This window comes from Bacteroidota bacterium, assembly GCA_038746285.1.
Taxonomy (GTDB): domain Bacteria; phylum Bacteroidota; class Rhodothermia; order Rhodothermales; family JANQRZ01; genus JANQRZ01.
The window spans coordinates 39,081-55,676 of the sequence record JBCDKT010000025.1; the positions used below are offsets into that span (position 1 = coordinate 39,081).

The 16,596-nt window shown below is 69.4% G+C and carries 17 protein-coding genes; 3 read left to right on the plus strand and 14 right to left on the minus strand.

Going from position 1 to position 16,596, the window contains the following annotated elements; all coding sequences use genetic code 11:
• Positions 1-404: 404 nt before the first annotated feature.
• The 3 genes from AAGI91_09760 to purM all read right to left on the minus strand — a co-directional run bounded on the left by AAGI91_09760 (position 405) and on the right by purM (position 3,295).
• A complete protein-coding gene (locus AAGI91_09760; protein MEM1042902.1) occupies positions 405-1,064 on the minus strand; it encodes an ATP-binding protein in 660 nt (219 codons plus the stop codon).
• 150 nt (positions 1,065-1,214) lie between these two features.
• On the minus strand, positions 1,215-2,258 hold the full coding sequence (locus AAGI91_09765) for an NAD(P)H-dependent glycerol-3-phosphate dehydrogenase (protein MEM1042903.1): 1,044 nt from the start codon (positions 2,256-2,258) through the stop codon (positions 1,215-1,217).
• 41 nt (positions 2,259-2,299) lie between these two features.
• Positions 2,300-3,295 carry a phosphoribosylformylglycinamidine cyclo-ligase gene (gene purM, locus AAGI91_09770; protein MEM1042904.1) on the minus strand — a complete coding sequence of 332 codons (996 nt, stop codon included), beginning with the start codon at positions 3,293-3,295 and terminating at the stop codon, positions 2,300-2,302.
• Between the two features lie 149 nt (positions 3,296-3,444).
• Between purM and AAGI91_09775 the strand changes: the two genes are divergently transcribed.
• A complete protein-coding gene (locus tag AAGI91_09775; protein ID MEM1042905.1) occupies positions 3,445-4,029 on the plus strand; it encodes a CIA30 family protein in 585 nt (194 codons plus the stop codon).
• A gap of 81 nt (positions 4,030-4,110) precedes the next feature.
• On the opposite strand, the gene AAGI91_09780 is transcribed toward AAGI91_09775, so the two are convergent.
• From AAGI91_09780 to AAGI91_09795, 4 genes are all read right to left on the minus strand, one after another.
• The gene (locus AAGI91_09780; protein MEM1042906.1) at positions 4,111-4,761 is read right to left on the minus strand and encodes a DNA starvation/stationary phase protection protein; all 651 of its coding nucleotides are present in this window, start codon (positions 4,759-4,761) and stop codon (positions 4,111-4,113) included.
• 103 nt (positions 4,762-4,864) lie between these two features.
• Positions 4,865-5,659: an enoyl-CoA hydratase-related protein gene (locus tag AAGI91_09785; protein MEM1042907.1), complete on the minus strand. Its 795-nt coding sequence runs from the start codon at positions 5,657-5,659 to the stop codon at positions 4,865-4,867.
• Between the two features lie 97 nt (positions 5,660-5,756).
• Positions 5,757-6,185: a hypothetical protein gene (locus AAGI91_09790; GenBank protein ID MEM1042908.1), complete on the minus strand. Its 429-nt coding sequence runs from the start codon at positions 6,183-6,185 to the stop codon at positions 5,757-5,759.
• Positions 6,186-6,341: 156 nt separating this feature from the next.
• Positions 6,342-7,016 (minus strand): hypothetical protein, encoded by a 675-nt coding sequence (locus tag AAGI91_09795; protein MEM1042909.1) that lies wholly within the window; start codon positions 7,014-7,016, stop codon positions 6,342-6,344.
• Between the two features lie 202 nt (positions 7,017-7,218).
• Between AAGI91_09795 and AAGI91_09800 the strand changes: the two genes are divergently transcribed.
• Together AAGI91_09800 and AAGI91_09805 are read left to right on the plus strand one after the other, a co-directional pair.
• Complete coding sequence (locus AAGI91_09800; protein MEM1042910.1) at positions 7,219-7,761, plus strand: hypothetical protein; 543 nt, start codon at positions 7,219-7,221, stop codon at positions 7,759-7,761.
• Positions 7,762-7,826: 65 nt separating this feature from the next.
• Entirely contained in the window at positions 7,827-8,381 is a 555-nt protein-coding gene (locus AAGI91_09805) for a hypothetical protein (GenBank protein MEM1042911.1), read from the plus strand.
• 325 nt (positions 8,382-8,706) lie between these two features.
• On the opposite strand, the gene AAGI91_09810 is transcribed toward AAGI91_09805, so the two are convergent.
• The 7 genes from AAGI91_09810 to AAGI91_09840 form a co-directional block, all read right to left on the minus strand.
• Entirely contained in the window at positions 8,707-8,952 is a 246-nt protein-coding gene (locus tag AAGI91_09810) for a hypothetical protein (protein MEM1042912.1), read from the minus strand.
• 32 nt (positions 8,953-8,984) lie between these two features.
• Positions 8,985-9,887 carry a hypothetical protein gene (locus tag AAGI91_09815; GenBank protein MEM1042913.1) on the minus strand — a complete coding sequence of 301 codons (903 nt, stop codon included), beginning with the start codon at positions 9,885-9,887 and terminating at the stop codon, positions 8,985-8,987.
• Between the two features lie 134 nt (positions 9,888-10,021).
• Positions 10,022-11,080, minus strand: a complete 1,059-nt coding sequence (gene fbp / locus AAGI91_09820) for a class 1 fructose-bisphosphatase (GenBank protein ID MEM1042914.1) — start codon at positions 11,078-11,080, stop codon at positions 10,022-10,024.
• A 66-nt stretch (positions 11,081-11,146) separates the two neighbouring features.
• Positions 11,147-11,860 (minus strand): TIGR04282 family arsenosugar biosynthesis glycosyltransferase, encoded by a 714-nt coding sequence (locus AAGI91_09825; protein ID MEM1042915.1) that lies wholly within the window; start codon positions 11,858-11,860, stop codon positions 11,147-11,149.
• A complete protein-coding gene (locus AAGI91_09830; GenBank protein ID MEM1042916.1) occupies positions 11,857-12,939 on the minus strand; it encodes a response regulator in 1,083 nt (360 codons plus the stop codon). Before AAGI91_09830 ends, AAGI91_09825 begins: the two co-directional genes overlap by 4 nt.
• Before the next feature lie 78 nt (positions 12,940-13,017).
• Positions 13,018-13,461, minus strand: coding sequence for a response regulator (locus AAGI91_09835; GenBank protein MEM1042917.1), 444 nt, complete (start codon positions 13,459-13,461; stop codon positions 13,018-13,020).
• A complete protein-coding gene (locus AAGI91_09840) occupies positions 13,454-16,303 on the minus strand; it encodes a PAS domain S-box protein (GenBank protein ID MEM1042918.1) in 2,850 nt (949 codons plus the stop codon). Before AAGI91_09840 ends, AAGI91_09835 begins: the two co-directional genes overlap by 8 nt.
• Between the last annotated feature and the right edge of the window lie 293 nt (positions 16,304-16,596).

Below are 16,596 nucleotides of genomic sequence, written 5' to 3' on the forward strand. Positions count from 1 at the left end.
TGGAGGGAGCGAAGGTTGACATGCGGGTCCGAGTGGTTTCGCGGAAGACTAGCTCCGGCGGGCGGGAGGTGCAAGAGGCGCGCGTGCTCGGTGGCTAGGATTCGTCTCCTCTACACGCAACGGCGCGTTCGGTTTCCGACACCCTGTCGGTTCTGCGGGCACTGCGGGCCAGGCCTGGCCCTTCCGACAGTACCCATCAGCGAAGCTCCAAATGCTGCGGTTCCGCTTGTGACGACTTCCAATCCTGGAAGCATATGTCATCCCGGACCCCGATCCGGGACCCACCGACTGGCTCCGCCTGTGGGTCCCCGCCTGCGCGGGGACGACGAGTGTAGGGATTGGGTTCGGATTCGCCCAGCCTGCGAAGGCTCCTCCCCGCTCTCCATGTTCCCCCACCGTCTGTCTTACTCCACGTCGTAGGCGAGCGTGAAGTAATCGGCCTGCTCGCTCGGGTGGAGCCGGAGGAGGTTGGCCTTCGCGAGCAGAACCAGCGTCTGCGAGGCGCGGCGCTTCGGGATGTCGACGAGGCGGGCGAAGCCTTCAACGGTGATCTGCTCGTGACGGTCGAGGTAGCGCATCAGGACCCGCTCCTTGTCGCCGAACTCGAACCGGACGTCGCCGGGCGCGCGCTCGTGCTTCATCAGCCGGACCGCCTCGCGGCTGGCCTCGATGCTCTGGTCGGCAACGCGGACGTAGGGGGTCCGCGCCCGCCCGTTGCCGTTCAGGGCACCGACGAGGTAGTGCGGCTTCTCGGTGCTCTCGGGGACGTCGATCACGAGCACCTCGCGCTTGCGGGTGACCGGCACCTGCTCCATCGTGTGCGCCACCGGCGGGTCGCAGTGCGTCTCGAGCGCCTGCTGGAACGCGAAGCGCTCCTCTTCCACGTCGCGCACCCCGCGAATCGTCCCGTCGTCTTCGACCCCGACGAAGAGCTTGCCGCCGCGGGCGTTGGCGAGCGCGATGATCTCCTTGGCGATCCGCTCCGGCCGCGGGGCGCGGTGCTTGAACTCGATGTGCTGCCCCTCGCCGAGGCGGACGTACCGTTTGATGTCGGACAGGTCCATGCCAGAGATATGGCCGGGGGCCGGGGGATGTTTCGGCTCGGAGGGTTAGTTCAGCGTGGGGGGCAGGGAGGGTAAGGGCGTCGGCGCGGAGCGCGAGGGTTTCGGTACCTTTCTCGGCTTTCCTTGAGACGCCCTCCACGCCCTCCACGCTCACCCCTTCCCCACCTCGGCCAGGGCGTCCTCCCGCTTCGCCGCCCGCGTCATCAGCTCGTAGACCGCGTCCTCGGGCCGGAGGTGGTTGAACAGGATGTCGTAGACCGCCTCGGTGATCGGCATCTCGACCCCGTGCCGCTCGGCGAGCGCCTTCGCCGAGTTGGTGGTCTTGACGCCCTCGGCGACCATGCGCATCTCGTGCTCCACGTCGCCGAGCGAGCGTCCGCGCCCGATCTGCTCGCCGAAGTAGCGGTTGCGGCTGTGGCGGCTGAAGCAGGTCACGATGAGGTCGCCCAGGCCCGCGAGGCCGGCGAAGGTCAGCGGGTCCGCGCCGAGGGCGAGGCCGAGCCGCTTGATCTCGGCCAGGCCGCGCGTGACGAGCGCCGCCTTCGCGTTGTCGCCCAGCCCGACCCCGTCGGCCATCCCCGCGGCGAGGGCCATGACGTTCTTGACCGAGCCCGCGATCTCGACCCCGACGAGGTCGGCGTTGACGTAGACCCGCAGCCGGTCGGTCATGAACGCCTGCTGGGCGCCGTGGGCGACGGCGTCGTCCGGCATCGCCACCACGACGGTCGTCGGTTTGCCCGCGCCGACTTCCTCGGCATGGCTCGGGCCGTAGAGCACCCCGATCCGGTCGGGGTCGGCCGCGGGGAGCACCTCGCGGAGCACGCCGGTCGTCGTCAGGAGCGTCCCGATCTCAATGCCTTTGGCCACGGAGACGACGGCGTGCTCTGCCCCGAGCGCGCCCGCGACCGACCCAGCGACCGCACGCACCGACTGCGAGGGCGTGGCAACGACGACGAGCGCGCACCCGTCGACGGCCTGGTCGATGTCCGAGGTAACTACGACGCGCTCAGGCAGGACGGCGTTGGGGAGGTATTCGAGGTTGCGCCGCTCGCGCCGGACGGTCTCGACGAGTTCGGGGCGCCGCGCCCAGAGCCGGACCTCGTGCCCGCCGAAGACGGCGAGGCTGTGCGCGAGCGCCGTGCCCCAGCTCCCGGCCCCGAGCATCGCGATAGGTTGGTCAGCGAGATTCGACATGGCAAGATGGGTTGTCGTACGGGCGGGTTGCAGACCCGCCCCTACCCGGTGATGCGACCGATCTCGAACGGCGTCTCCCCCATCGCCTCCCAGACGGCGACGGCCTCGTCTTTCCTATCCGGCGCGACCACCGCGACCAGCCCCGCGCCGAGGTTGAAGGTGCTCCGCAGGTCCTCCTCCGGCACCTCGCCGAGCCGCCCGATCAACTCGAAGATCGCAGGCCGCGTCCAGGCGCTCCAGTCGATATCCAGCCCCAGCCCGTCTGGCACGACCCGGCGCGTGTTGCCCTCGATCCCGCCGCCCGTGACGTGGGCGAACCCGTGGGCCAAGTCTTGGTCGATGAGGGCCTGGATCGCATCGAGGTAGGAGCGGTGGACCCGCAGCAGCGCCTCGCCTACGCTCTCCCCGCCCAGTTCGCCGGGCCGGCCGGTGACCTCGAAATGCTCGAAGAGGACGGCGCGGGCGAGGGAGTAGCCGTTCGTGTGGAGGCCCGTCGACGGGAGGGCGAGGAGCACGTCGCCCGCCTCGACCCGGCTGCCGTCGAGGACCCCGTCGCGCTCGACGATCCCAACGATGCAGCCGGCGAGGTCGTAGTCGCCCACGTCGTAGATGCCGGGCATCTCGGCCGTCTCGCCGCCGACGAGTGCGCAGCCGTTGGCCTCGCACGCCGCGACGAACCCGCTGACGATCTGCTCGGCCACATCGGGGTCGAGCCGCCCCGTGCCGAGGTAGTCGAGGAAGAACAGGGGGCGCGCCCCGCAGACGGCGATGTCGTTGACGCAGTGGTTGACGAGGTCCTGCCCCACCGTGTCGTGCCGCCCGGCGCGGACGGCCACCTTGAGCTTCGTCCCGACGCCGTCGATCGACGAGACGAGCACCGGCTGCCGGTAGCCCGCCGGCAGCTCGAAGAACCCGCCGAACGCGCCGATGTCGGCGAGCACGCCCGGCGTGAAGGTCTGGCGGACGAGGCCTTTGATGCGGTCGACGGTCTCGTCCCCGGCGGCGATGTCGACGCCGGCGTCGCGGTAGGTAGTCATGAGCGGCAGGTTCGGGTGGGGCTGCAAGATAGGCGAGCGCCCGGTGGACCGGCAGTTAAATGTGGGCGCTCCATTCCCGTGTACACTAGGCGCACGTCGCGGGTAGTTTCACCGGTGTTTACCTCTCGCTCCTATACCCTGTCACTCCTATGCCGTACGCTACCTTTCTCCTCGCTGCCCTCCTCTTCGCCTCCGTCCCGATGGCCTCCGCCCAAGACGCCGCACCGCGCGTCCTCATCGACTTCTCCGAGCCCGACCAGGCCGACCGCTGGCGCATCGTCAACGACAACGTGATGGGCGGCCGCTCTGAGGGCGGCCCCGCCTTCACCGACTCGACCCTCGTCTTCTCCGGGTCCACCAACACCAACGGCGGCGGCTTCTCCTCCATCCGCACCCGTGCCGCCGGTTTCGCGCTCGGCGACGCCGACGGTATCCTCGTCCGCTACCGGGCCGACGGGCGCACCTACGAAATCGGCCTTCAGACGGGCGAGCGCGCCGGGGGCTTCCCGATTGCTTACCGCGCCTCGTTCGAGACCGCGGCCAGCGACGGGACCTGGCAGGAGGCCAAGCTGCCCTTCACCGCCTTCCGCGGCTCCAGCATCGGCCGCCCGGTCGAGGGCGCGGTGCTCGACCCGGCGGGGGCCACCGTGCTCGAACTGTTCATCTACGACGGACAGGATGGCCCCTTTCGCATCGAGGTGGACCGGATCGCGGCCTACACAGAACCAGGCTGAGACCCTGCGGGGCCGGGACACAAAAAGCGGGGCAGCCTCGGAAGGGCCGCCCCGCTCAGGTTGTTCGGGCCGTGAGCGCGTCTATTTGAGGTCCGACGCGTCGTGGAACAGGCCGATGGCGAGGCTGTCCTCTTCGAGGAAGTGCTCGAGGTGGTGCGCCCGGTCCTCGGCGTGCTGGAGCATCTTCTCCAGGAGCTTTTTCGTCCCGAAGTCGCCGTGCTCCAGGCAGAGCTTCACGGTCTCGCGGAGGCTGATGCTCACCTTGCGCTCGGCGGCGAGGTCGAGATCGAGCATCGTGCGGACGCGGAACTGGCCTTCCGGCTCGTGGCGGATGTAGCTCAGCTTCTCCTGCTCGATGGGGCTACATGTCGGGACGAACCCGAGCACGGTCAGGCGCTCGGCCACCTTGTCCATGTGCTCGTGCACCTTCTGGTAGTGTTCTTCGAGGAAGAGGTGGAGGTCGCGGAACTGCGGCCCCACGACGAGCCAGTGGTGCTTGTGGTACTGGTGGTAGAGCACGTTGTAGGCCGCGAGGTGCTTGTCCAACTCCGGCGCGATAGCCTTGCAGGCTTCCTCGCTGAGGCCGATGGGGTTGCCCTCGTACTCGCCGACCTTGCGGATGGGCTGGGCGTGCATGGAGGCTTTGAGTTCAAGGCCGCTGTCCTGCCCGCTGGCTTCGGGCGCGTGCGCAGTTTGAGGTTGAGCGGTTTGGGTGGCGACAGATTCAGACATGGTAGAAGAGAATTCGTGAGAAGAGGCCCCGCGCTGGGGCTGACTGTGCTGTGGTTTCTTCAACGAACAACTCGGGGCCCTGTGTTCCACTCCGGGCACTCCTTCACCCTCCCTTTGCCACTCGCCACGGCGGGTCCGTCTTGCCGAGGAACGCGGCGATTCCTGCCTTGCAGTCATCGGTGCCTCGGGCGAGGGCGTTGAGCTTCGCGGCGTGGCCGAGCGCTTCGGCAAGCCCCATCCCCGGCACGTCGGCGAGGAGCTGCTTGGTGAGGGCGACGGCGGTCCCGCTGGTCTGGCTCGCGAGCTCGTGCGCGAGGGTGCCCGCGGCCTCGTCGAGGTCGTCCGCGGCAACGGCCCGGGTGACGAGCCCGGCGGCGGCCGCCTCGGCTGCGGTGACGAGGTGGCCGCGCAACATCAGGTCTCGCGCCGCCGCCTCGCCGAGCTTGCGGAGCACGAAGACGGAGACGATGGCCGGGACGAACCCGATCCGCACCTCGGTGAAGCCCAGCTTGGCGCGCTCCGAGACGAGGGCGAAGTCGCACACCGCGGCGAGCCCGCAGCCGCCCGCGATCGCGTGCCCGTTGACCTTCGCCATGACCGGCTTCGGGTGCCGGTAGATCGCCTCGAAGAGGCCGGCGAGGTGCTGGCTGTCGGCGAGGTTGTCCATCGGCGAGGCCGTCTGGAGCGCCTCCAGTGCCGCGAGGTCGGCCCCGGCGGAGAATACTTTGCCCGCCCCCGTCAGCACAACGACACGAACCGCATCGTCGGCGGCGGCCTCTGCAAGGGCGTCGCCCAGCGCCCCAACGAGGGCGGCGCTGAGCGCGTTGCGCTTGTCGGGGCGGTTGAGGGTGAGGGTGAGGACAGGGCCGTCGTGGTCGCGCAGTACGAGGTCAGACATGGGGCACGTACGCCATGAGCGGGGGTAGAAAAAAGTAGGGGCAGCCCGTTGGGCCGCCCCTACGCGTGGAGTGTTGAGCCGCACCCCATCGCCGGAGCTAGGGGGTAAACTGCACGTAGACCGGGCTGCCGGTCTCGACGGCCTGATCGGCAGCAGTCCCGATAACACTACGGATCTCCTCCGCGGAGGCGTCGGCAGCCACGTCAAGCGTCTGACCCGGTGCTGCCGACGTACCGCCGGCAGCGCACGTCACCTTGATCGTCATCGGCGTGAACAGGTTGAACGTCAACCCGGCAACGAGTCCATTGAGGAAGCTAATCTGGCTCTCGACGATAGCGACGCCCGTCGGGCACTCTGCCGCGCCGTCAACCGGCGGCGGTGGGACGAGCCCGAAGAGGAAACTGGGCGCGAAGGTGTTTTCGTAGCCCACAGCCCCTGGCGGAAGACCGGTCTCGACGCGGGTGTGGAAACAACCCGTCGCCGCGACGACGAGGACTAGGAGGAGCATGCTGGAAGCGTGACGCATGAGGGTAAGGGGAGTCAATTTGAAACAGGATGAGTGAGAGCGCGGCTCCCGGCGGAAGGTACAGGAGCCATACTGAACCATGCAACGGCGAGGAGACCGCTGCCTCGACCCCGCCGACCCGATACGCAGACCCCGTCCTGGCGTGCTTCACTGCGTCTATGCGCCCTCAGCCCACCACGCGTAGAGCGGCCACAGCTCCGCCTGCGCGCCGATGGCGTGGCGCACGAGGTCCGGCCCGGCTTCGAGCACAGCCTCGCGCGGCATCCTCCGCCGCATCCACAGCCCCTTCGCCCGGCCCAGGTCGTCCGGGAGGGCGTCTATCGGCTCGGCGAAGCTCGGCGAGGTTTGCTTCTTGGTCACCGTCGGGGCGTAGCTGAACGTGTAGCCCTGCTCGATGAGGTCGTTGATGAGCGCGAGCGTCTGCTCGGGGTGCGCCTGCATCCGCGCCTTCGCCTGCGCGAAGAGGTCTTTGGCGTACTCGCCGGCGTAGAGGCCGAACGCGAAGCCGTCGGGGTAGACGCCGTGCGAGAGTTGGACGTCGGAGAGGCGGCGGCGCGGCGGGCGGTAGAAGGCCATCCACAGGTGGTGGTGGCAGCCGCCGGCCCCGAAGTCATTCTTGAGGAGGCGGCTGAAGACGTTCTTCTCGGTCTCGAACCCCAGCCGGTTCGGGATCACCCAGTTGAGGGCGAGGTCGTCGCGGTAGCGCTTGAAGGGGTCGGTGACGAACTGCTTGATCGCCTCTTTCTCCTTCCGGTACTGTCCGATGTGCGGCTCCTCGCGCAGCCGCTCCAGCACGGCAAAGGTCTCCTCGCCGAAGCCTTCGAAGTCCAAACTCAATGGTGACGGTGTGAGGAACGGCCGGGCTTCCGCGGACACAGCTGGGTTGTGTGAAGGGTCCGCTGTTTTGCTTACTACGTGAAGGGGTGATGCCATTGAGTGACCTGCCTTGCTTATTTTTGTCGTGATGGACCGGGGGTACTCACCCCCCTACGCGACACCCTCCCCCCTCGTTCAACCCAACCCCGAATACGCTATGCGTAAAGCATTCGCCCTCGCCCTCCTCATCGCCGTTGCTCTGCCCTTCACGGCGCAAAAGGCCCAAGCTCAGTTCGTCCTGATGCCCTACATCGGCTACAACATCGAAAGCGGCTTTGGCTTTCTCGTCGGCGTCGGAGGCGAGTTCGTGGCCCCCTTCGAGATCAGCAACCTCGACCTCAGCATCGCGCCGAGCGTCGAGTACGTCTTCACGGAAGACTTCGACGGAGGCTTCGGCTTCGAGGGCGTAAGCACCAGCTACATCCAGATCAATGGCGACGTAGTGGCCAAGTTCGCGCCGAACGGCTCCATCGCTCCGTTTGCGTTCGCCGGTCTGGCCTTCGGCATCTTCTCCGTCGACAGCGACATCAGCGGTTTCGACGCCAGCAGCAGTGATCTCGGCCTCAACCTCGGTGGCGGCGTGTCTTTCCCCGGTGCCTTCGGTTTTGGCGAGCCGTACGTCCAGGGCCGCCTGACCCTGCTCGATGGAAGCGCGATTTCCATCCTCGGTGGTCTTCGCATTCCGCTCGGTGCCAACTAGTGTCTGCTGCGTTCCGCGAGCGCCCCGGTCTGCTTCGGCGGGCCGGGGCTTCTTTATCTTCCGGCGTGTCCGTCTTTCGCCTTTTGCTCCTCTGCCTCGTGTGCGGCGCGCCGGGCGCGCTCGCCCAGCTCGCCGCGGTCCCGCACGCTGGCTACGCTTTTGGCGCCTCCGGCCCGCTTGTGGGGGCCGAACTGAACGTGCCGGTCTTGGAGCGCGGCGCGTTCGCGCTCTCGGTCCGCCCCGCTGTCGACTACGTGTTCCTCGACGCGGTGGACACGGCGCTCGTCGACGCGACGGCGTCCGGGTTCCTGGCGAGGACCGGACTGAGCGCCCGGGTGGGAGCCGAGGGCCTCCGTCCGTTCGGCGGGGTCGGGCTCGCGCTGTACTACGTCACGACGGGCTTCGACTGCGGCGGGGACCCGGCGTGCGACGCGTTCCAGGGGTCGTTCGAAGGTGCCGACGACGGGCTGCGGTTCGGGCCGAGCGCCTCGGCCGGCGTGCAGTTTCCCGACATCAACGTAGCCGAAGCGGCGGTCGGCGCTCCGTTCGCGCAGCTTCGGCTCGCGCTCGTCGGCGAGGTGCTCCTCGCGGCCTCCGTCGGGTTTGCTGTCTTCCTGTAGCCTCCCCCGGTCGCTCCTCACGCTGCCTGGCTCGTTGTTCAGATCAAGCTGTCGATGTCTCGGCTGCCGTGTAGAACGCGAGCCACCTCGACCCCGTCCCTCGTCGCTCGGTAGAAGATCAGGTAGCTCCCGACCGGCCCTTTGCGCAGTCCTGGCCGCCGGTGCTCCTGCGACTGGCCGAGCAGCGGGTTCTCTGCGAGCATCCAGCACTTGTCGCGTACCTCGTCGACGAACCGGTCGGCAGCGGCAGGATTGCGCTCGGCGATGTGGAACTAGATGTCGTCGACATCGAGGCGGGCTTGGTCGGCGAAGCTCAGGCGCGCCATCAGTCTGCCGCCGCTTGCCGGTTCGCCAGCCGCTCTCGGCCTCGGCGCTTGACCTCCTCGAAGTCTACAGGTCCAGACTCTCCTCGGTCGAGCTGATTCAGCCCAACGTCTAGGGCAGCCAGCAGGTCGGCTTCCTTGCGCCGCTCTTCCTCGACATGGACCAGGATGCGATGCGCCAGCATTTCCTGCCGGTCCTCCGGCAAGGTCGCTATCTCTTCGATAGCCTGCTTCAGTATCTGCGTCATGATGCGCTGGGAAGGTAGGCGATACGGCGCGCTCAGCCTGGGGTTCGTTTCGGCAACGCCTCCATCGCCGTGCGCTCCGTGCGGAGCCGGCCGCCGAAGCGCACGGTCTTCCGGTAGTCCACGCCGAGCACGGTGCCTCGCCTCTGCTCCACGCGGTACGTCGCCTCCTCCTCCACCCCGAACCGCTGAGCGATCTCGTCGGGAGAGAGACGAGGACTGCCCGGTGCGACTTCGCGCAGGAGGTTGATGATCACGCGGGCGAGGGCTCCGGCGTCGGGCGTCTGCTGCCAGCGCACGGTGAGCACGGAGTCGGCCGCCGCCGGCGTGCTCAGGCGGAAACTGGTCACGGCCGGAATCGGCGCGCCTCCGAACGGGTTGGGCAGCAGCGAGCGCGACGTGAGGGCGCGCCCAGGGGGGTAGCGCCCGCCGGAGGCGAGGTAGAAACGCTCGGCATCGGCGAGGAGCAGGTTCTCCAGCCCGTCGTCGGTGGCGGCGGTGGCGCGGACCACGTCGAGGGCGGGGCGCTGCTCCGGAGCGAGGCGCGGGGCGAGCCGGCGGAGCGCCCGGTCGAGTGCCGCACGGAGGCTGTCGCCGTTGGCGATCTCGTACGGCTGCCCGGTGCGGTCGGTGCGGAAGACGATGGGGACGCCTTCGAGCGTGTTCGTCCGGAGGTCGAAGCGGATGGCGCGGCGGGCAAGGCTGCCCGGTGCGGCCCCCGTGTCCTCGGCGCGGTAGGTCCAGGCGAGCGTGTACCCGCGCGGCCGGGCCGCGAGCACCCGCGTCTCGACCAGCCACGCGCCGCTGAGGCTGTCGGCGAGGAGGCCGTCCTCCCGCTCGGCGAGCGTCTTGGTGACGCGCAGCGTCCCGCGCTCCCCCGGCTGCCGCTCGAACGGCACCTCGACGGTGGCAGGGGCCGCCGGCTCTGCCTGCCTCATCGTCGAGTCGGCAGGCTGGGCGAGGGCGGGGCAAGCGAGAAAGAGCGGAAGAACGGAAGAGCGGAAGAGGATCAGGCAGAACCGTGGTCTCCATGCCCTTTTTCGCTCTTTCCCGCGTCCGCTCATCCGCTCTTTCACCCCTTCAGCGTGCGGCGGCCGGCGACGAAGTCCTCGGCCATCTCCACCATGTCGGCGCTGCCGATGTAGACCGGGGTGCGCTGGTGCAGCATCTCCGGCTTCACGTCGAGGATCGGCTGGGTGCCCGTCGAGGCGCGGCCGCCGGCCTGCTCGACGATGAAGGCCATCGGGTTGGCCTCGTACATCAGGCGGAGCTTGCCGCGCGGGTCGCGCACGTTGGCTGGGTAGATGTAGATGCCGCCCTTGAGGAGGTTGCGGTGGAAATCAGCGACGAAGGAGCCGATGTAGCGCGAGGTGTAGGGGCGCTCCGTGGCTTCGTCCTCGATCTGGAGCCACTTGATGTAGTCCTTCGTCCCGGCCTCCCACGAGCGGTAGTTGCCCTCGTTGATAGAGTAGATGCGCCCCGTGTCCGGGGTCTGGATGCTGGGGTGCGACAGCAGGAACTCGCCGATGGAGGGGTCGAGCGTGAAGCCGTTGACGCCCGCCCCGGTCGTGTAGACGAGCATCGTCGAGGAGCCATAGACGACGTAGCCGGCGGCGACCTGGTCGCGGCCCGGCTGGAGGCAGTGCTCGGTCGTCGGCTCCTCGCAGCCCTCGGGGAGGCGGTAGATCGAGAAGATGGTCCCGATCGAGACGTTGACGTCAACGTTCGAGGAGCCGTCGAGCGGGTCCATGAGCACGATGTAGCGGCCAGAGTGGCCGGCGGTGCGGATCGGGATGGCCTCGTCGTGCTCCTCGGAGCCGATCATGCAGACCTCGCCGCCGCGCCGAAGCGCCCGGACGAACTCGTCGTGGGCGAGCACGTCGAGCTTCTTCTGGGTGTCGCCAGTCGCGTTCTCGCCCCCGGCCTCGCCGAAGATGTCCACGAGGCCGGCCTTGCGCACGTCGCGGTCCACGATCTTCGCCGCGAGGGCAATGTCGCGGATCAGGCGCGAGAACTGCCCCGTCGAACCGGGCACGTCGCTCTGGCGCTCGAGGATGAACTGTTCGAGGGTCTTGAGCTTGCCGCCGCCGTTGGCGAGCGACTGCTGGGTCGGAGCGGTTACGGTGTGCATAGGAGGGGCAAAGGCTTGGAGATTCAACCTATCGGCACGGGCGCAGGACGGGTTAACGCTGGCAATCTACACTAGCGCTTCGTATTTCTCGCAAAGGATGGCGAGGAGTTCACGGGTTCTGCGTGGCGCGTGCGCGGCCTCCCCGTCCGCGAGGTCGGCGGCGAGGCGGCCGAGCGCGTCGGGCGTGTCCACGTCGTACCACGGAGGGAGCACGCTGACGGCCGCCCCCGTAGCCTGCGCCCGGTCCAGGGTCTCGGCGAAGACATGGGGGTGGCTGTAGGTCATGTCCTGGAAGAGCTGCGGGTAGACCTCGTTCATCCCGAGGAGGTAGTACCCGCCGTCGTCGCTCGGCCCGAGGACGACGGAGAGCGGCGCGGCCAGCTCCTCGAACGCGCGTGCGACGAACGCGAGGGGCAGCGTCGGGTGGTCGGTCCCGATCACGGCGACGCGCTCGTAGCCCGCGACGAAGGTCTCGACGAAGGCGCTCAGCATCCGAGCACCCAGGCCGTCGCCGCGCTGTGCGTGGACGGAGGCCCCGTCGGGGGCAAAGCCTTCGGGCGCGGGGCGGGCCGACGGGGCGAGGTAGAGCCGCACGTCGAGCGGCACGGTCTCCGCCAGGTGCCGGTAGGCGTCGAGACTGTCGAAGAGGAAGGCTGCGTAGAGATCGGCCGCTTCGCCCGGCGTCAGGAGGGCCGTCAGCCGGGTCTTGACGGCCCCCGGCTCGGGCTGCTTGGCGAAGACGAGGAGCGCCGCGCGGCGCGGCTGGGCGGGTGCGCTCATGCCGGCCCCGGCAGCCGGAGGGTGAGGACGTGGCGGCCGCTGGCGTCGCCCTGGCGCAGCGCCTCGCCGCCGGCCAGGCGCATGGTCTGCTCGACCACGCTGCGGCCGAGCGCGACGCAGTCGGCGGCGGCGTCGAGCGACGCCCGGCTCTCGGTCCACACCGCCTCGACGACGGCCTGCGGCCCCTCGACGCCGACGCGGAGTTCGACGCCGGCCGCGTCGGCCGCCTGCAAGGCATCGACCACGAGGCGGCGCAGCGTGCCGGTGACGAGGTTGCGGTCCGCCTGCGCCATGACCTTTTTGCGCTCCGAGTCTACGTGGAGCGGGACGCCGCACTGCATGGCCAGGCCTCGCTGCGCCGCGGCGGCCTGCCGCGCGAGGTCGAGCACGTCCACGCCCTCCGGCTGGACCCCGACTTCGCCCGCCGCCACCCGGTGCAGGTCGAGCGCCGAGCGCAGCACGTCGGCCATCCACGCGCTGCGACGCTCGGAGCGCTCGGCGAAGGCGAGGGCGCACTCGGCCGCGCCGCGCAGCAGCCCGTCGGCCTGCGGCGTCGACGGGCCGGCCAGCGGATCCGCCGGCTCCGGCGTGCCGGGCTCGGGGAGCGGGTCCGGGGGCGGACGCTCGGCTTCGGGCTCCTCGGCGGCCGGCGGCGGGGCCGGGCTAGGTTCTGCGACCGTCTCGTCCGCAGCACGCTTTCGCTCTATCTCGTACTGCGCGATCGCGTAGCGGATGTAGCGTGCCAGCGAGGTGCTGTCGACGTACCACTTGACGAGGTAGTCCACGGCCCCGAGGCGCTTGGCCTCGGCGGCCGAGGCCGCGTCGTCCAGGCCGGTCAGCACGATCAGCGGCACGTCGGGGGCAGCGTCGCGGACCTGGCCGACGGTCTCCATCCCCTGCGCGTCGGGCAGCGAGAGGTCGACCATCAGGATGTCGAAGGCCGCACCGCCCAGGTGCTCGAGGCCCTCGCCGAGGCGCTGGGCGTGGACGAGGTCGTAGTCCAGCTCGCTGCCGTCCAGCGTCTCGCGGAAGATGACGGCGTCGCCGGGGTTGTCCTCGACCAGCAGGATACGGGTCATGTCAAATGCCGAGTGTCAAGTGGCGAATGTCGAGCGGCCTGTCGCAGCGCCCACTCGTCATTCGGCATTCGCAGTTCGTCATTCCGAGGGCAGTTTGACGAGGGAGAGCCAGAAGTCGTCGATGGCGCGGACGACTTCGAGGAACTGGTCGAGGTCGACGGGCTTGGCGACGTAGCAGTTGGCGGCGAGGTTGTAGACGGCCGCCACGTCGTCCTCACTCTGCGACGTCGTCAGCACCACGACGGGGATCTTCTTGAACCGGTCGTCGGCGCGCATCTCGGCCAGGACCTCGTGCCCGCTCTTCTTGGGCATGTTCAGGTCGAGCAGCATCAGGTCGGGGCGGGGGACGCCCTCGAACTCGCGCTCTTTGCGGAGGAAGCGGAGTGCCTCCTCGCCGTCGCGGGCCACATGGAGGTTGTTGGCCACCTTGGCGTCGCGGAGCGCCTCGATGGTCAGGGTCACATCGCCGGGGCTGTCTTCGACGAGGAGGATTTCGATAGGACGTGGGGTTTCATCAACCATCGGTGCGGCCGGAAGGGAATGGAGACGTGGGCAGGGTGAAGTAGAACGTCGTGCCCTCGGTGGCGCTCTGAGCAGCGTCCGGGGCGGACTCGAACCAGATGCGCCCGCCGTGGCGCTCGACGATCTTCTTGCACATCGCGAGCCCGATCCCCGTTCCCTCGTACTCGTCGCGGGTGTGGAGGCGCTGGAAGATCTGGAAGACGCGCTCGGCGTGCTGCGGCTCGATGCCGATGCCGTTGTCGGCGACGGCGAAGCGCCACACGCGGCGGCCGCCGTCCTCGACCTCGTCGGCGGAGACGCGGACGACCGGGGCGGCCTCGGCGCGGAACTTGACGGCGTTCGCGACGAGGTTCTGGAGGAGCTGCCGCATCTGGGTCTCGTCGGCCGAGACCGTCGGCAGGGTGCCGACCTCGACCGTCGCCCCGTGGTCGGCGAGCGCCTGGCTGAGGTCCGTCTGCACGGTGCGGGCGAGCTCGTTCATGTCGATCGGGCGGAACGCCTTGCCCCGCGTGCCGACGCGGGAGTAGGCCAGGAGGTCCTGGATGAGCTTCTGCATCCGCTTAGCCCCGTCGACGGCGTAGGCGATGTACTCGTCGGCGGTGTCGTCGAGCTGCTCGCCGTAGCGCCGCTGGAGGAGCTGGAGAAAGCTCGACACCATGCGCAGCGGCTCCTGGAGGTCGTGGCTGGCGACGTAGGCGAACTGCTCGAGCTCAGCGTTGCGCTCCTCGAGTTGGTCGGCGTAGCGCTGGAGCGCAGCCTCGGCCTCGACCTGCTCGGTCACGTCCTGCGCCGTGCCCTGGATCCCGACCGCCTCGCCGCCGGCGTCGAGCACGGTCGCGCCCAGCGCGTGGATGTGCCGGAGGCGTCCGTCGGGATGGACGACGCGCTGGTTGATCTCGTAGCTCGACTTGTGCTCGAGGGTGCGGGCGAGGAGGACCCGGATGGGCTCGCGGTCGTCGGGGTGGAGGCGCTCGATGGCGCTGTCGAGCTTCGGCTTGATGGCGTCGGGCTCGAGCCCGAAGATGCGGAACATCTCGTCGGACCACGTGAGGTCGTTCGACTCGATGTCCCAGTGCCAGCTCCCGATGTGGGCGATCTCCTGGGCCTTCTGGAGCTGCGCCTCGGACTCGCGGAGGTCGGCCTCGGCCTGGCGCTGCTCGGTGACGTCGCTGAACGAGAGCACGACCGAGACGACGGCCCCGTCGGCGGCGCGGTCGGCGGCGCGGGCGTTGACCGAGTACCAGCACGTCTCGCCGCTGGGCTTGACCACGCCCTGGACGACGCCGCTGACCGGCCGGCCGGTGCGGAGGACCTCGCGCTCGGGCAGGTCGTCGTCGGGGAAGCGCGAGCCGTCCTCGCGGAGCAGGCGCCAGCGCGGGAGGCCCGCCACGCGCTCGAAGACCATGCGCTCGTCGAGCCCGAGCATCTCCTGCGCCGCCGGGTTGCTCATCAGCACGCGCCCCTCGGCGTCGACCATCATCAGCCCCTCCTCGACCGTCTCGACGACCGAGCGGATGCGGGCGTCGGCCTCGCGGCGGGCGGCCTCGGCGCGCTCCAGGCTGAGGAGCTGCACGACGGACTCGGCCATGACCTCGACGAGCTCGTGTTCGTGGGCGGCGAAGCCCTCGGGGCGCGGCTCGGGCGAGACGAAGTTCAGTGTCCCGAAGAGCGCGCCGTCGACGACGAGCGGGGTCCCGATGAAAGCGCGGAGGCCGTGCTCGGCATGGGCAGCCTTGCACGTCACGCTGTCGTCCTCGGCCGACACGTCGGCGTAGCTCACCGTCGTCCCGCGCTCGACGACAGCGTCGCAGAACGACTCCCGGAGCGGCATCTCGATCCCGGCGTGGACCTCCGGCACGGGGCTCTCGACCGTGCGCAGGCGGTAGCTCCGCTCGCCCGTGGCCTCGTCCACGACGGGCGTCTCGCTGAGGATGCCGATGGGCATCTCGAAGATCTCGCAGCCGGTGCGGAGGTAGGCCTGGAACGCCTCGGCGGCGGTCTCGTGGCGCGTCGTGGTAATGCGGTGGAGGAGCTTGAGGTCCTCGGAGAACCCGGCGAGGTCGTCGGTCCGCTCGGCGAGCCGGGCCGCGGCGCGGCGGCGCTCGGTGACGTCGCGCTGCGTGGCCACCCAGTGGGTGACGCGGCCGCCGCTGTCGCGGATGGCGTCGATTTCCCAGTCCATGACGAACGGGGTGCCGTCCTTGCGGTAGTTGTAGGTCTCGCCGGAGAAGGACTCGCCCGCCTCCAGGCACGCCCGCAGCCGGTCGAGCACGGCGCGCTCCGTCTCCGGCCCCTGGAGGAAGCGCGGGTTCCGCCCGAGGACCTCGGCGAGGGTGTAGCCCGTCAGCCGCGTGAAGGCGGCGTTGGCGTAGACGATCTCCGGCCCCGGCTCGTCGAGCCGGGCGTCGGTGATGACGACGGAGTCGCGGGCGTTCTCGACGGCGCTCGTCAGCAGGCGGAGCCGCCGCTCGTTGCTCTGCCGCCGGCTGACCTCCTCGAAGAGGACGCCGACGCGCCGCCCCCTCAGCGGGAACGCGCACACGCGGAAGACGCCGCGCTCGACCCGGTCGTCGCCGTACTCGACCGCGCCGAGGTCACGCGCCTCGCCGGTCAGGGCTACGCTCGCGTACGCCGCCGCGTGGTCCGTCCCCAGCGCCTGCGACGACGCCTCGCGGATCGTCCTGCCGAGGTCCGGCCGCACGTCGAAGCCGAGAGCGACCGAGGCGGCCTTGTTGGCCTGGACGAGCCGGAGCGAGCCGGGGTCCTCGGGGTCTTCGAGGTGGTAGACGAGGATGCCGAGCGGCAGCTTGTTGAGCAGGTCGAACGCGAGGTCGTCGGACATGGCGCGAGGGGCAGCGGGAGAAGGGCGAGGACTCCAACGGCGCAGGCGGTGGGCTGATCCGGGAGTGCGCCTTCGGCGCGGAGTGGGAGGAATGGGGAGAACGGGAGGAAGGGGAAGGAAGAGCGTCGGCGCGGAGCGCAACGGGGTCAGTAACTTTCTCGGCTTTTCTTTCCACTCCTCCCACTCCTCCCACTCCTCCCACTCCTCCCACTCCTCCCACTCCTCCCACTCCTCCCACTCCTCCCACTCCTCCCACTCCTCCCACTCCTCCCACTCTACCGCCCCTCCAGCAC